This window comes from Rhodoferax ferrireducens, from assembly GCF_003347515.1.
Lineage (GTDB): Bacteria > Pseudomonadota > Gammaproteobacteria > Burkholderiales > Burkholderiaceae_C > Rhodoferax.
On the sequence record NZ_QEII01000303.1, the window covers coordinates 147457 to 161828 of the forward strand.

The 14372-nt window shown below is 64.4% G+C and carries 12 protein-coding genes and 1 pseudogene; 7 read left to right on the forward strand and 6 right to left on the reverse strand.

Annotation, left to right across the window (positions count from 1 at the left end):
- Positions 1 to 104 precede the first annotated feature (104 nt).
- Both C5P05_RS23870 and C5P05_RS23875 read left to right on the forward strand, forming a co-directional pair.
- Positions 105 to 1364, forward strand: a complete 1260-nt coding sequence (locus tag C5P05_RS23870) for a Zn-dependent hydrolase (RefSeq protein ID WP_114972355.1) — start codon at positions 105 to 107, stop codon at positions 1362 to 1364.
- A 184-nt stretch (positions 1365 to 1548) separates the two neighbouring features.
- The gene (locus tag C5P05_RS23875; RefSeq protein WP_114972356.1) at positions 1549 to 2556 is read left to right on the forward strand and encodes a sensor domain-containing diguanylate cyclase; all 1008 of its coding nucleotides are present in this window, start codon (positions 1549 to 1551) and stop codon (positions 2554 to 2556) included.
- A gap of 55 nt (positions 2557 to 2611) precedes the next feature.
- Here the strand turns inward: C5P05_RS23875 and C5P05_RS23880 are convergent, their stop codons facing one another.
- Both C5P05_RS23880 and C5P05_RS23885 read right to left on the reverse strand, forming a co-directional pair.
- Complete coding sequence (locus C5P05_RS23880) at positions 2612 to 3520, reverse strand: amidohydrolase family protein (RefSeq protein WP_232834646.1); 909 nt, start codon at positions 3518 to 3520, stop codon at positions 2612 to 2614.
- 21 nt (positions 3521 to 3541) lie between these two features.
- Complete coding sequence (locus C5P05_RS23885) at positions 3542 to 4489, reverse strand: DMT family transporter (RefSeq protein ID WP_114972357.1); 948 nt, start codon at positions 4487 to 4489, stop codon at positions 3542 to 3544.
- A gap of 101 nt (positions 4490 to 4590) precedes the next feature.
- Between C5P05_RS23885 and C5P05_RS23890 the strand changes: the two genes are divergently transcribed.
- The 3 genes from C5P05_RS23890 (at position 4591) to C5P05_RS23900 (ending at position 7598) form a co-directional block, all read left to right on the forward strand.
- Positions 4591 to 5433 carry an AraC family transcriptional regulator gene (locus tag C5P05_RS23890; RefSeq protein ID WP_114972358.1) on the forward strand — a complete coding sequence of 281 codons (843 nt, stop codon included), beginning with the start codon at positions 4591 to 4593 and terminating at the stop codon, positions 5431 to 5433.
- A gap of 109 nt (positions 5434 to 5542) precedes the next feature.
- A complete protein-coding gene (locus tag C5P05_RS23895) occupies positions 5543 to 6829 on the forward strand; it encodes an amidohydrolase family protein (RefSeq protein ID WP_114972359.1) in 1287 nt (428 codons plus the stop codon).
- A gap of 214 nt (positions 6830 to 7043) precedes the next feature.
- A complete protein-coding gene (locus tag C5P05_RS23900; protein WP_114972360.1) occupies positions 7044 to 7598 on the forward strand; it encodes a GrpB family protein in 555 nt (184 codons plus the stop codon).
- Between the two features lie 16 nt (positions 7599 to 7614).
- Here C5P05_RS23900 and C5P05_RS23905 read toward each other — a convergent pair.
- A pseudogene (locus tag C5P05_RS23905) lies at positions 7615 to 7785 on the reverse strand (ketopantoate reductase family protein); the annotation flags it as partial.
- Between the two features lie 67 nt (positions 7786 to 7852).
- Between C5P05_RS23905 and C5P05_RS23910 the strand changes: the two are divergent.
- Positions 7853 to 9307 (forward strand): RNB domain-containing ribonuclease, encoded by a 1455-nt coding sequence (locus C5P05_RS23910; protein ID WP_114972362.1) that lies wholly within the window; start codon positions 7853 to 7855, stop codon positions 9305 to 9307.
- Between the two features lie 47 nt (positions 9308 to 9354).
- Here the strand turns inward: C5P05_RS23910 and C5P05_RS23915 are convergent, their stop codons facing one another.
- Positions 9355 to 10308 (reverse strand): ketopantoate reductase family protein, encoded by a 954-nt coding sequence (locus C5P05_RS23915; RefSeq protein WP_114972363.1) that lies wholly within the window; start codon positions 10306 to 10308, stop codon positions 9355 to 9357.
- A 94-nt stretch (positions 10309 to 10402) separates the two neighbouring features.
- On the opposite strand from C5P05_RS23915, the gene C5P05_RS23920 reads away from it, so the two are divergent.
- Positions 10403 to 10849 carry an EVE domain-containing protein gene (locus C5P05_RS23920; protein ID WP_114972390.1) on the forward strand — a complete coding sequence of 149 codons (447 nt, stop codon included), beginning with the start codon at positions 10403 to 10405 and terminating at the stop codon, positions 10847 to 10849.
- 10 nt (positions 10850 to 10859) lie between these two features.
- Here C5P05_RS23920 and C5P05_RS23925 read toward each other — a convergent pair whose 3' ends face one another.
- The gene (locus tag C5P05_RS23925) at positions 10860 to 14054 is read right to left on the reverse strand and encodes an EAL domain-containing protein (RefSeq protein ID WP_114972364.1); all 3195 of its coding nucleotides are present in this window, start codon (positions 14052 to 14054) and stop codon (positions 10860 to 10862) included.
- A 53-nt stretch (positions 14055 to 14107) separates the two neighbouring features.
- Positions 14108 to 14302, reverse strand: coding sequence for a hypothetical protein (locus tag C5P05_RS23930; RefSeq protein ID WP_114972391.1), 195 nt, complete (start codon positions 14300 to 14302; stop codon positions 14108 to 14110).
- Positions 14303 to 14372: the final 70 nt, after the last annotated feature.

Consider the following 14372-nt stretch of genomic DNA (forward strand, 5'->3'; position numbering starts at 1 on the left):
CAGGCCAGAAAATCGGCCCCCGGCATTTCCCTCCCCGGCGACAAGTGGCATTGCTGTGGGCGTACTTTTCTTTTATATACAGTTCATCATTTTCGGGAGACAACATGAGCACTTCACATCCCTTCGATATCGACAGGCTGCGCATCAACGGTCCGCGCCTGTGGGACACATTGATGGAGCTCGCAAAAATTGGTGCCACGCCGAAGGGCGGTGTGTGCCGCCTGACGCTGACGGACCTGGACAAGCAGGGGCGCGACCTTGTGCTGGCCTGGGCGAAGCAGGCCGATTTGACTGTCACTATCGACAAGATTGGTAACGGCTTCATGCGCCGCGCGGGACGCAACAATGCATTGCCGCCGATCGTGACCGGCAGCCATATCGACACCCAGCCGACCGGCGGCAAGTTCGACGGCAACTATGGTGTGCTGGCGGGGATCGAGGTGGTGCGCACCTTGAACGACCACGGCATCGAGACCGAGGCGCCGATCGAGGTGGCTTTCTGGACCAACGAAGAAGGCTCGCGCTTTGTGCCGGTGATGATGGGCTCGGGCGTGTTCGCCAAGGCCTTCACGCTGGAACACGCTTATGCCGCCAAGGACGTGGACGGCAAGTCGGTGAAGGACGAGCTGACGCGCATCGGCTATGTCGGCGAGCAGGAGCCGGGTAACCATCCGATCGGCGCCTACTTCGAGACCCACATCGAGCAAGGCCCGGTGCTGGAAGACAACGACAAAACCATCGGCGTGGTGCAGGGCGTGCTCGGCATCCGCTGGTTCGACTGCACCGTGACCGGCATGGAGGCGCACGCTGGGCCCACGCCCATGGCGCTACGCAAGGATGCGATGCAGGTGTCTACCCGCATCATGCAGGAGGTGGTGGCCAGCGCACTGCGCCATGCGCCGCACGGGCGCGGCACGGTGGGCATGGTGCAGGTTTTCCCCAACAGCCGGAACGTGATTCCGGGCCGTGTGAAATTCAGCATCGACCTGCGCAACGCCAGCGACGCGCTGGTGGACCAGATGGCCGATGAGGTGAAAGCCTTTGCGGCCAAGGTGGCCCAGGACAGTGGGCTGGACGTGAAAATCGAACTGGTATCGAGCTACCCCGCGCAAGTGTTCCACCCCGATTGCGTGGACGCCGTGGCCCGCGCCGCCGCCAAGCTGGGCTACTCCAATATGCCGGCAGTCTCGGGTGCCGGGCACGACGCGGTCTACATGGCGCAGCTCGCGCCCAGCGGCATGATCTTCATCCCTTGCAAGGACGGCATCAGCCACAACGAGATTGAATCAGCCGAGCCCGAACACATCACGGCCGGCTGCAATGTGCTGCTGCATGCCATGCTGGAGCGCGCCAAGGTGGTCTGACAACCGGAGACTGATGGGGGTACTGCCCCACCCTCTTCCTGTTACAGTTTGATACGCGTCTTTCGAGGCGTCTTGTGTTCGACACAAACAGGGAGGGGGAAATCAATGAGCGGATTTGAGTACGGGATAGCCGACTTTGAATTCATCGCCGCCAGCGCGATGCCCTCGGTCTGAGGGCCCCCACATGGGCGAAGCGGACCTCAACCGAGAGCGGCTGGAGCTGGCGCTGGAAGCCGCGGGACTGGACCTGTGGGAGAACAACCTGCTGACCGGCGAGGTCACCCGCAAGGCGATGAAGACCCTGTCCGAGCTGGGCTACAGCGAGCGCGAAATGGCTGTTTATGTGCACGACATCTTCAAGCTCTTTCACCCGGACGACGTCATGACGGTCAAGACCGCCGTGGATGACCACCTGTCGGGCCGGACCCCCCAGTACCGTTGCGAATTCAGGCTGCGCGCCAAAAGCGGCGCATGGGTTTGGTATGCCAATTACGGCAAAGTCATGGATGGGCACAGCGACTCCCCCGGCAAGCGTTTTATTGGTGTGACCTTCAACATCGACGACAGAAAACGCAAGGAAGACGAACTCGCGCAAATCAACCGGCAACTGGCCCAGCAAAACGCCTTGCTGCAAAGCTACAACACCGCACTGGAGCTGCTCGCCGCGAGCGACTCCCTCACCGGGCTGGCCAATCGGCGCACGCTGATGGAATTGGGGGGCAATGAATGCAAACGCGCCGAGCGCTTCAGTCATCCCCTTTCCTTACTGATGGTGGATATTGATTTGTTCAAAAGCGTCAACGACGCCTGGGGGCATCTGGTCGGCGACCACGTGATCTGTGCCGTGGCCGAGGCCTGCCGTACCCGCATACGCCATGGCCTGGACACGGCGGCCCGCGTGGGCGGCGAAGAGTTCGTCATCGTGTTGCCCGAAACCGATCACCCCAGCGCCCGCATTCTGGCCGAATCGCTGTGCCAGGCGGTGGCGGCACAGAAGGTGGCGGCGAACGACGAAGGTGCCAGCGTCACGTTTACCGTCAGCATCGGCGTGGCCACCGTGGAGGGCGGCGGCCTGTCGTTCGAACAATTGATGAATAACGCCGACAAAGCGCTGTACAAGGCCAAGCAGGCCGGAAGAAACAACGTGCAGGGCTTTGATGGCGCGATGTCAGGGCCCATCTCCGCCACGTAATGGAAGGGAAGGCCGGCGTTTCCTGCAAGGGGTTTCGTCGAAATTTGGCGGCAGTTCAAGCTCTAAAGCGGTACAGACTTTGCGGGTTCTGCACCAGCAACTTGTCCAGCAAAGAAGGGGTCGGGGCGATGCGCGCCAGGGCATCCACCAGCACGCCGTCATCGGGGACATGCGTGTGGTTGGGATGCGGCCAGTCCGTCCCCCAGACACAGCGGTCGGGATAGCTCTGCACGAGCAAGCGGGCCAGCGCGACTCCCTTGGCATAGGGCTGTGCGCCCTCTCCCACTGGATGCGGGTCGATGCGGTCAATGCCGCTGACCTTGACGTAGAACAGCGGGTTGTTCAGCAAGGCCTGCAGGGCCACAAAGTCCGGCTGGTCCGTGCCGAGCGCCGCGTCCACCCGACCCATGTGGTCAATCACCACCGGCACGGCACTGCGCGACAACGCTGGCGCGAGGCGGTGCATCAAGCCGCTTTCAAAATGCACTTGCAGGTGCATGCCCACGGCCTTGAGTCGAGGCGTGAGGGCCAGCACCTCGTCCATGCCGCTTGAACCCGCCAGGTGCGTCATGAAGTTGAAACGCACGGCGCGAAATCCGGCCGCCGCGAGACGCTGGAGTTCTGCGTCAGCCACATTGGCCGGCGCCAGCGCCACGCCGAGATAGCGCCCCTCGCCGGCGGCCATCGCGTCTTCCACGACGCGATTGTCAAAGCCATGGGTGACCGATTGCACAATCACGCAACGGCCAATGCCCAGTCTTTTGTGCAGCGCAAACAGAGTTTCCTTGGGTGCATCCACGGGGGTGAAATTGCGGTTTTCAGCGAAAGGAAAACGTGCTGCAGGGCCAAACACGTGCACATGGCTGTCGCAAGCCAGGGACGGCAGCTTCAGCGTGGGCGCACTGGGGTTGACCTTATAGGTGAGGATCGGGGGCATGGAGACAAGTGTCATCGGGTCCTTCATGGTGTTCATTGTGAATTCCCTTTACCGGCCGACGCGGACACCCCACCGCCGCATGCCCCGCAACGCCTGCGTCACCCACCTGCCGCCACTCACCAACACAATTCCCACCAACACCGGCACCGCTCCGAGCATAAAGCTCATCTCGATCGGCTCACTCAGCAGCCATGCGCCGAAGGCGATGCCAAACAGCGGTGTCATGAACGAGAAGACGCCCAGCGGGGACGCCAGGTAATGCCGCAGCAGCCAGAACCACACCAGAAAGCTGGCAAACGACACCACCAGCGAATGAAACGCCAGGCTGGCCCAGACCTGGGTTGTGAGGTTGAGGTGGGTCTGACCGGTGGCGAAGGCCGCCCCCAGCAGCAGCACAAAAGCGCCCACCAACTGGTACAGCAGCGTCTGCGTGGCGGGGGCTCTGGCCAATGTCGAGCAACGCACCACCACGGTGGTGGCGCCCCAGGCCACGCCGGCCATCAGCCCCAGGAAGTCACCCCAAAGCATATTGCCGGGCGTCACACCTGGAGGCTGGCTGCGGCCAAAGAATGCTATGGCCAGGCCGGCAAAGGCCAGTGCGATGCCCAACCACTGCACGGCGCTCAGGCGCTCGGCGGGCAATTTCCAGTGCAGGCCCAGCGCCGCAAAAATCGGCGCGGTGTACAAGAACACCACCATGTGCGAGGCGCCGGTGTGGCGCAGACCTTCGCCCACCAGCAAGAATTCCAGTCCAAACAGCAAGCCCACCACCACGCCGGGGCGCCAGGTGCCGTCGCTCACGCGCATGCGCTCGCCGCGGGCAAACATCAGCAGCCCCACCAACAGCGCCGCCACGCCCGAGCGCAGGCCAATTTGAAAAATGGGCGCGATGTCCGCCGCCGTGGCCTTGAGCACGACTTGCTGCAAGCCCCAGATCAGGCACAGCACCAGCATCAATGCGATGGCCTGAGAGTCGAGCGCTTTGCGCGTATCCATGGGTTTTCTTACCGGTAGTCAACAAGGAACAGATTATTCATCTGACAGCTTTCATTGATATAGTGAGAAACTGACAAGCCATAGCACCCAGCCGACAAACCATGCCCATCCTGAGTCCGAAGCTCGACATCCCCCTGTCCAGCCCACATTTGCCGGCGCCCATCATGTTTCGCAGCGCTTATGTGCCGGCGCACGGCCTCTACCCGGAGCATCAGCACGCCTGGGGCGAGTTTGTGTATTCCTTCAGCGGCGTGATGGAGGTGAAAGTGGCCGAGCACCACTTCCTGGCGCCGCCGCAATACGGCATCTGGCTGCCACCCGATCTGGACCATGTCGGGCTGAACCGCCATGAGGCTTGCCATTGCTCGCTCTACATCGCGCCCGAGCAGGGCCGCGCGCTGCCGCGCACGCCCTGCGCCCTGACCGTGAGCCCGCTGGTGCGCGCCCTGCTCGACCACCTGCACCAGCAGCCCACTGAGGCACCGATCAGCCCGCAGACTGAGCGCCTGCTGCAGGTGCTGGTGGACCAGCTGGCCCTGGCGCCGCGCGCCGGCAGCTACCTGCCCGGCTCGGACGACCCCGCGCTGGGCGCGGTGCTGCGCCTGCTACAAGCCCAGCCCAGCGACAACCGCGCGCTGCCCGAATTGGCCCGCGCGGCCCACACCACCGAGCGCACCCTGATGCGCCGCGCCCAGCGCGATCTGGGCATGTCGCTGGCCGAGTGGCGCCAGCGCCTGCGCGTGGTCAAGGCCATGCCGCTGCTGGAAGCGGGGCAAACAGTGGAAACCATTGCGCTGGACCTGGGCTACGGCAGCGCCTCGGCCTTCATCACCATGTTCAAGCGGCTGATGGGGAGCACGCCGGACGAATTTCGCAAGCGGGCCGCCGGTCGGGTGGCGCCAGGCTCTTTGAGTGCCAGGCACGAGCCGGATCAAGCACAATAAGAGCGGAACACGCCCAGCCTGATAATTTATGAAAAAACAGACTGTAGCCCTCGTGTAGTATGCGCAACTAGCTACTGTTTTTATAGCAACCAACTCATCATCCATCGCCATGCTTGATCTGCTGATTCAAAACGCCACCTTGCCCGATGGGCGCGAAGACATGTCCGTCGCCGTGCGCGCCGGGAAGATTGTGGAAGTCAGCGCCGGCCTGGATGTCCCGGCGCATGAGCTGATCGACGCCCAAGGCCGGCTGCTCAGCCCGCCGTTTGTCGACGCCCACTTCCACATGGACGCCACCTTGAGTTACGGCCTGCCGCGCGTCAATGAATCCGGCACGCTGCTGGAGGGCATTGCGCTGTGGGGCGAGCTCAAGCCCCTGCTGACGCAGGATGCGCTGATCGAGCGGGCACTGACCTACTGCGACTGGGCCGTGGCCAAGGGCCTGCTGGCGATTCGCACCCATGTCGACGTGTGCGACCCACGCCTGCTGGCGGTGGAGGCCTTGCTGGTGGTGAAACGCCGGGTGGCGCCGTACCTGGATTTGCAGCTGGTGGCGTTTCCGCAGGACGGCGTGCTGCGCGGCCCGCTGGGACCGGACCAGCACATGGACAACCTCACGCGCGCGCTCGACATGGGCGTGGACGTGGTCGGCGGCATTCCGCATTTCGAGAGAACCATGGCGGATGGTGCGTTGAGCATCAAGCTGTTGTGCGAACTGGCCGCCGAGCTGGGCAAACCGGTGGACATGCACTGCGACGAGTCCGACGACCCGCTGTCACGCCATATCGAAACGCTGGCCTCCGAGACGCAACGCCTGGGGCTGCACGGGCGCGTCACCGGCTCGCACCTGACCTCGATGCACAGCATGGACAACTACTACGTGAGCAAGCTGCTGCCCTTGATGGCCGAGGCGCAGTTGCAGGTGGTGGCGAATCCGCTGATCAACATCACGCTGCAGGGCCGGCACGACACTTATCCCAAACGCCGCGGCATGACGCGCGTGCCCGAGCTGCTGGCCGCCGGCATCAACGTGGCCTTTGGCCACGACTGCGTGATGGACCCCTGGTATTCGCTGGGCAGCGGCGACATGCTGGAAGTCGCCCACATGGGCCTGCATGTGGCGCAGATGACGAGCCAGGCCGCCATGCGCCAGTGCTTCGACGCGGTGACAACCAACGCGGCCAAGGTGATGCACCTGCAGGGCTACGGGCTGGAGGCAGGCTGCGATGCGAGTTTTGTGCTGCTGCAAGCGCGGAACCCGGTGGAGGCGATCCGGCTGCGGGCAAATCGCTTGAAGGTATGGAGGAAGGGGATGCTGGTGGCGGAGACGGCGGAGGTGGTGGCGACGCTGCAGTTGGCGGGGCGTCCGGACGCGGTGGATTTTTCACAGCCGTGAAGTCAACTGCAATGGATAGCGTCTTGCCAGCCAGCGGTGATGGCGGTTTTCGACCATGACCCGACGTTCAACGTATTGCCTCATTGCTGTCGTTCACTCGCTCTGCGAGGTGAGTTTGCTCGCACCTTGCTCCTAGAATCGACCAATCAATGCTGCCGGGGTTTATGGCTTTTTTTTGCATGTTTAAAAGCAGCGAGAATTTCAGAGGAAATAGATGACCAATGTCTCCACCAACGAATGCCAACCAGAAGCCCGTATCGAAGTTGTGGAGTACGACCCATCATGGCCTGCGAAGTTTGAAATTGAGAGAGCATTGCTTGAGGCAGCGCTGGCGCCATGGCTTGTCGGGCGTATCGAGCACATTGGAAGTACTGCCGTGCCTAATCTAGCTGCCAAGCCCGTTATTGACATCATGGCGCCGGTACGCACCTTGGAAGAGTCGCGTTCTGCCATTACTGCGGCAACAAGAGTGGGGTATGTGTATTACCCATACAAGGCGCAGGTCATGCACTGGTTCTGCAAACCTTCGGCAAGCCACCGCACGCATCATCTCCACTTGGTGCCATTTGACAGTCCACTCTGGCATGAACGCCTCAAGTTCCGCGACGCACTCCGCCAGAACGCGGTGCTCGCTTCAGAGTATGCCGCTCTCAAGAAACGTTTAGCCGAAAAGTTCGCGACAGATCGAGAGGCGTACACAGAGGCCAAGGAGCCATTCATACGCCGGGTGCTGTCAGAAGCTACGGCCGTGCAGAAGGATGCAACCTAGCTCTTTGTTGGATATATTACGACAGGGCGACGCCCGTTTCCCCCATCAATTTCACCAACGCCCACAACACCCGATTCGCCGGCGTCGCAATCCCCAGCGCCTCGCCTCGCCGCATGATCAGTCCATTGAGGTAGTCAATCTCGTTGTGCTTGCGGCGAGCGATCTTGCGCTGCAAAGAGGTGTGCTGCAGCAGACGCGGGACCCGGTGGAGGCGAGCCAGCGGTTACATTGGGCGACTCAACCACGGGCATCCCATGAACCCCATCAACCTGCACCAAATCGCCGTCGAGGCCATGCGTTCCCGAGGCCTGCTGCCCGCCTTTGCGCCGCAGGCCTTGCAAGAGGCCGAGGACGCGCGCCAAGCCCGTCCCGAACGCAACAACGCCATCCTCGACCTGCGCCACCTGACCTGGTTTTCCATCGACAACGACGACACGCGCGATCTGGACCAGCTGAGCGTGGCCGAAGCGCTGCCCGATGGCGCCACGCGCCTGCTGGTGGCGGTGGCCGATGTCGACACCCTGGTGCGGCCCGGCGGCGCGGTGGATGGGCATGCGGCCGTCAACACGACCGCGGTCTACACGGCCGCCGGTGTGTTCCCGATGCTGCCCGAGGCGCTGTCCACCGACCTCACCTCGCTGCATGAAGGCCTGGAGCGCCTGACGGTGGTGGTCGAGATGCAGGTGGAAACGGATGGCACGGTGTCGGCGTCCAGCGTCTACCGGGCGACGGTGCTGAACCGCGCCAAGCTCACCTACGACGGCGTGTCGGCGTGGCTGGACGGCGAGGCGCCCCCACCGCCGCAGATCGCCAGCGTGGATGGGCTGGAGGATCAGCTTCGCCTGCACGACGCCCTGGCCGGCCAGCTGCGGCAATGGCGCCAGACGCGCGGCGCGCTGAATGTCAACACGGTGTCCGCCCGCCCGGTGTTTGAGGACGGTCAGCTGGTAGACCTGCGCCCCGACAACAAAAACCGCGCCAAGGACCTGATCGCCGACCTGATGATCGCGGCCAACGGCGCGACGGCGCGCTTTCTGGTGGACAAGGGCTTTCCCTCACTGCGCCGCCTGCTGCAGGCGCCGCGCCGCTGGGACCGCATCGTCGCGCTGGCCGCGAGTCATGGCGTGCAGCTGCCTGCAACGCCCGACTCACCGGCCCTGGACCGCTTCCTGAGCGCGCGCCGCCTGGCGGATCCGGCCGGGTTTGCCGATCTGTCGCTGGCGGTGGTGAAACTGCTGGGCTCGGGCGAGTACGCGGCCGCACCCGCTGCGGCGACCACGGGACTGGGGCACTTCGGGCTCGCGGTGAACGATTACGCGCATTCCACCGCGCCCAACCGGCGCTTTCCCGACCTGGTGACCCAGCGCCTGCTGAAAGCCGCCATCGCGGGCGAGGCGCCGCCGTATTCGGCCGGGCAGCTCACCGAGATTGCCCAGCACTGCACGCTGCAGGAAGACAACGCCAGCAAGGTCGAGCGCCAGGTACTCAAAGCCGCTGGCGCCTGGTTGTTGCACGGGCGCATCGGCGAGGTCTTCGACGCGCTCGTCACCGGCGCAGCCGCCAAGGGCACTTTCGTGCGCATCAGCCGCCCCATGCTCGAAGGCCGGGTGGTGCGCGGTTTCGAAGGGCTGGACGTGGGCGATACGGCGCGCGTCAGGCTGCTGGCGGTGGATGCGGAAAAAAGCTTTATTGACTTTGAACGCGTCTGAACCTTGCACGCAGTTCGATGGCGGAATGCAACGCCCGGCGGCGCAGCCTAAGTGCGCGTCCCCTCCATCAACTTCACCAAAGCCCACAACACCCGGTTCGCCGGCGTCGCAATCCCCAACGCCTCGCCGCGCTGCACGATCAGGCCGTTGAGGTAATCAATCTCGCTGCGCTTGCCGCGCGCCAGGTCTTGCGCGGTCGATGAGAACTGGCTGGGCATGGTCTCGGCGATCTTGCGGATGGCGGCCTCCACGTCGCCCGCCACCTGCACCCCCTCGGCCTGGGCCACGGCCAGGCATTCGGCCACCACGTCGCGCATCACCTCCTGGATGCCCTCGCCCTGCACCGTCTTGCCATAGGGCAGCTGGGCGATGGCCGAGACGGCGTTGTAGGCGCAGTTGAGGATCAGCTTGCCCCACAGCGCGCCGCGCACGTTGTCCGATATTTCGGTTGGCACGCCAGCGGCGATCAGGGCTTGCGCCACGGCTTCGCTGGAAATGGACTTGGAAGCAGCGGGCTCGATCACCAGTTCGCCGCGGCCGTGGTGTTTGACGTGGCCGGGGCCGGCCATCTCAACGGCGACATACACCACGGCGGCAGCCACCGCGTATTGCGGCAGCACGGTGCGCAGCCGGTCGGCGTTGTCGACACCGTTTTGCAGGGTCAGCACCAGCGCATCGGGCGCCAACTGCGGCCGCAGCAGGGCACCGGCCGATTCGGTATCGGTGGACTTCACACAGAACAGCACCAGCTGCGCGCCCTGCACGGCGCTGGGCTCGCTGCTGGCGACCAGACGCACCTGCTCATCGAAGGTCGTGGTCTGCAGGCGCAGTCCGTCGCGAGCGATGGCTTCCACGTGCTCGGGCCGCGCGATCAGCACCACCTCATGCCCGGCGCGGGCCAGCATGCCGCCGTAGTAGCAGCCCACAGCGCCCGCGCCCATGACGGCGACCTTGAGGCTGTTTTTTGCAGGAAGTGTGTCGCTAAGCGGGATGTTGCCCATGGTGAAACCCTCGTGTGTGGAACAGGACAGAGGATTCTAGGGAGGGTTGAAGCAGCGCGTGCAAATGGGGCCGGACGCTGGCAAACTTGGGGCGATGAACTACTGGCTGATGAAATCCGAGCCCACCGAATGCTCTGTGGACGACGCGCTCGCCGCGCCCGATGCCACCGTGCCGTGGACAGGCGTGCGCAACTACCAGGTCCGCAACTTCATGCGCGACCTCATGCGGGTGGGGGACGGCGTGCTGTTCTACCACTCCAGCTGCGCCGAGCCGGGCATCGTGGGCATCGCCCGCGTGGCGTCAACCAGCCGGCCCGACCCCACGCAGTTCGACCCGAAGTCGCCCTACTTTGATCCGGCCTCCCAACCCGACGCGCCGCGCTGGTTGCTGGTGGACGTGCAGGTGCTGCGCAAGATCCCGACATTGACGCTGGCCGGGCTGCGCGCCCGGCCTGAGTTGGCCGACCTGCTGGTGCTGAAAAAAGGCAACCGCCTGTCCATCACGCCTGTGGAGCCGCGCCACTGGCAAGCCATCGCGTGAACGGAGCGGGCTACCAGATTGGCCGGGCGACGATCATCGCCTCGGCCGCCGCCGCGTCGAGCGGCTTGGCGAAGTGGTAGCCCTGCCCGTATTCCACCTGCAGCGCCCGCAGCTGCGCCAGTTGCCCGGCATTCTCGACCCCTTCGGCGACGATGTCCATGTTCAGGGTATGGGCCAGGGTGACGATGGTCTGGATGATGTCGGCATTCTTGCGATCAACATCCATGCGGCGCACGAACGAGGCATCGATCTTCAGCGTGTTGATTGGGAAACGGTGCAGGTACGAGAGCGACGAATAGCCGGTGCCGAAATCGTCCATCAGCAGCTTGATCCCCAGGGCGCGCAATTTCTCCAGCACCACCGCCGCCGCCTCGGCGTGCGCCATCAGCACGGTCTCGGTCACTTCGAGCTTGAGGCTGCTGGTGTCGAGGCCGGTTTCCGCCAGCACCGCCTCGATCTGCTGCATCAGGTCGGGCTGGGCGAACTGCCGCCCGGCCAGGTTCACGCTCATCTGCATCGGCGGGTGATCCGGATAGCGCTGCTGCCAGTCGCGCATCTGGCGGCAGGCCTCGCTCAACACCCAGCGACCGATTGACACGATGAGACCGGTCTCCTCGGTGAGCGGGATGAATTCGCTCGGCGGCACCAGGCTGCCATCGGGGCGCCGCATGCGCACGAGGGCCTCGAAACCGGCCAGCCGGCCCGTCTGCAGCGAGACGACAGGCTGGTAGTAGACGAGGAATTCCTCGCCGCGCGCCACCGCCTGGTTCAGTTCGGTCTCCATTTTGAGCAGGGCGACGACGCGCTCGCGCATGTCGGCGGCGAACACCTCGTGGCATGCCCCGCCGCGCCGCACGGCGTTGTGGGCGGCCGTCTCGGCGTCACGCAGGAGGTCGCGGGGGTCGCCGTAGCCCGCCCGGCCGAGCGCGATGCCAACGCTGGCGGTGGTGAACAGTTCGTGTCCATCGAGGATGAAGCCGGCCGCCAACGCGGCCTGCAGCTTGTCGGCAAACCGCGCCGCCGCGTCGGCGTCCTTCGCTTCGTCAAGCAGGATGGAGAAGCTGTCGCCGCCGACGCGGGCCACCGTGTCGGCCGGGCGCAGGCCGGCGCCCAGGCGTTGCGCGACGGCAATCAACAGCTGGTCGCCGACGGCAGCGCCCAGGCTGTCGGTGATCGTTCGGAAGCGGTCCAGGGTGAGATAGATGAGCGCAAAGCCGTGCCCGGATTCAAGCCGGAGCAGGTCCAGGGCATCGTCAATCCGCGTCAGCAGCAGCGCGCGGTTGGGCAGACCGGTCAGGCTGTCGCGCAGCAGCTCTTCCTCCACCACCGAGGCGAGCACGACCCGTGCCGACGCGGCGCCAATGACGCCGGCGAGTTGTGCCTCGCAATAGCGGGCCAGTTCGGCGTCGATCTCCTGCGGCCAGTCCAGACCGTGCGGCCGGGCGTAGGCAACGAACGCCTGCCGCGCAGGGTCGGCGCCGAGAAAGCGCGTCATCACCGCATACAGATCCGGCAGGTAGCCGCTCGCCCGCCAGGCCCGCTCGGCACCGCGATCAAGCTGGAAGACATCGACGAAAAGCGCCGCCTGCGTCTGCTCGACGGCGCTCTGCTCGCTCGTGAGTGACACCGCCAGATAAGCGCCGACGTTGGCGAGCATGCTCCAAAGCATGGCGTGGGTAATCTCGTCCAGCCCCTCCAGGCCGAAGAGGGCGAGCGGGCGCAGCAGCGCGATGGCAAACGGCCCCTCCTCAAGCAGCGCCAGCGGCAACCAGCCGGAACGGGCAAAAGCCGGCAGCATCAGGGTATAGGCCCAGACCAAGAAACCGGCCCCGAGCCCGGCCAGCGCCCCGCGGCAGCTGCCGCCCTTCCAGTAGAGGCCGCCGAGCAGCGCCGGCCCGAACTGGGCGACAGCGGCGAAGGAAATGAGGCCGATCGAGACCAGCGCGTAAGCCTCGCCCGCCAGCCGGTAATAGGTGTAGCCGAGCAGCAGGCCGAGCACGATGGTGATGCGGCGGATGGCGAGCAGCAGACCGGAGAGATCGGCGCGCTCGGACAGGCGCAGTGCCTTGATGCGCATCAGAACCGGCATCACCAGGTCGTTGCAAACCATGGTCGACAGGGCGATGGTCTCGACGATCACCATGCCGGTGGCAGCGGAGAAGCCGCCGAGGAACACGAGCAGCGCCAGCGCTTTCTGCTGCCCGGCCATGGGCAGGGTGAGGACGAAGGTATCCGGATTGACGGCCGCGCCGAAATGCAGCAGGCCGCCGATGGCGATCGGCAGAACGAAGAGGTTGAACAGGAAGAGGTAGAGCGGAAAGAGCCAGATCGCCTTGTTCAGATGCGCCTCGTCGACATTCTCGACCACCGCCAGCTGGAACTGCCGCGGCAGGAACATGATCGCCAGCATGCTGATGAAGGCCAGCGAGAAGAGCGAGGCCCAGCTGCGATAGACGTCGGTCGAACCGCCGCCGATGGTGAAGACCTCGACGATGCGCGGCACCTGTGCGGCGCGGGCGAACAGGTCATTGATGCCGCCGTACATGCCCCAGGTGACGAATATCCCTACCGCTAGAAAGGCCAGCAGTTTGACCACCGCCTCGAAGGCGATCGCCGCCACCATGCCCTCGTGGCGTTCCGCGGCGTCCAGCTTGCGGGTGCCGAAAACGATGGTGAACGCCGCCAGGATCAGGGCCGTATAAAACGCCGTGTCCTCCCAGACGCTCTCCAACTCCGGCGGGGCCAGCGCCAGGATCTTGGGGTAGCCGCGCAAGACGTTGAAGCTGGTGGAAATCGCTTTCAGTTGCAGCGAAATGTAGGGCGTGACGCCGATCACCGCGATCACCGTGACCAGTCCCGCCAGCGCCGCGCTCTTGCCGTAGCGCGAGGAAATGAAGTCGGCCAGCGAGGTGATGCGATTGTCCTTGGCGATGCGGATGATTTTGCGCATCACAACCCACCACAGAGTCACCATCACGGTCGGGCCGAGATAAACGGGCAGGAAGCCGATGCCGCTGGCGGCGGCACGCCCGACGCTGCCGTAGAACGTCCAGGCCGAGGTATACACGCCGAGAGAGAGTGCGTAGACATAGGGGCTGGCGATCAGGCTGCGCCCGGCATCGGCCGCCTTGTCGCCGCGGTAGGCGATGAAGAAGAGCAAGCCCAAGTACACCGCGGCGACGAGAAGGATGATCCAGGCCGGCACGATTCAGTCTCCGGGCACAGGCGGTGGTGTCGGCCGGTCTTCACCCATGGCCGTTATTTCTTTTCGATCACCAGTGCCAAGAGGCCGATCAGCAGCGCCCAAGCAGCAAACACATAGACGTACAGCAGCGGAATGCCGCCCAGCAGCGCGGGGTGGTTGAACAGTGCCAGCAGCGGATAGTTGAAGAGCAGGCTGCCCAGCACGAACAACGCTGCCAGACGCTGTATTTTGATGTTTGGCTTGTTCATGGCCTCCTCGCCCGGAAGATTCATTCAGCAAGAACCTCTTCGTCTTTGGTTTCAAGAATAGACCGATTGC

What these genes read in the sequence shown, in the direction of transcription:
- C5P05_RS23870 (WP_114972355.1), top strand. Translation starts at nt 105, where the DNA reads ATGAGCACTTCACATCCCTTCGATATCGACAGGCTGCGCATCAACGGT.
- C5P05_RS23875 (WP_114972356.1), top strand. Translation starts at nt 1,549, where the DNA reads ATGGGCGAAGCGGACCTCAACCGAGAGCGGCTGGAGCTGGCGCTGGAA.
- C5P05_RS23880 (WP_232834646.1), bottom strand. Translation starts at nt 3,520, where the DNA reads ATGAAGGACCCGATGACACTTGTCTCCATGCCCCCGATCCTCACCTAT.
- C5P05_RS23885 (WP_114972357.1), bottom strand. Translation starts at nt 4,489, where the DNA reads ATGGATACGCGCAAAGCGCTCGACTCTCAGGCCATCGCATTGATGCTG.
- C5P05_RS23890 (WP_114972358.1), top strand. Translation starts at nt 4,591, where the DNA reads ATGCCCATCCTGAGTCCGAAGCTCGACATCCCCCTGTCCAGCCCACAT.
- C5P05_RS23895 (WP_114972359.1), top strand. Translation starts at nt 5,543, where the DNA reads ATGCTTGATCTGCTGATTCAAAACGCCACCTTGCCCGATGGGCGCGAA.
- C5P05_RS23900 (WP_114972360.1), top strand. Translation starts at nt 7,044, where the DNA reads ATGACCAATGTCTCCACCAACGAATGCCAACCAGAAGCCCGTATCGAA.
- C5P05_RS23910 (WP_114972362.1), top strand. Translation starts at nt 7,853, where the DNA reads ATGAACCCCATCAACCTGCACCAAATCGCCGTCGAGGCCATGCGTTCC.
- C5P05_RS23915 (WP_114972363.1), bottom strand. Translation starts at nt 10,308, where the DNA reads ATGGGCAACATCCCGCTTAGCGACACACTTCCTGCAAAAAACAGCCTC.
- C5P05_RS23920 (WP_114972390.1), top strand. Translation starts at nt 10,403, where the DNA reads ATGAACTACTGGCTGATGAAATCCGAGCCCACCGAATGCTCTGTGGAC.
- C5P05_RS23930 (WP_114972391.1), bottom strand. Translation starts at nt 14,302, where the DNA reads ATGAACAAGCCAAACATCAAAATACAGCGTCTGGCAGCGTTGTTCGTG.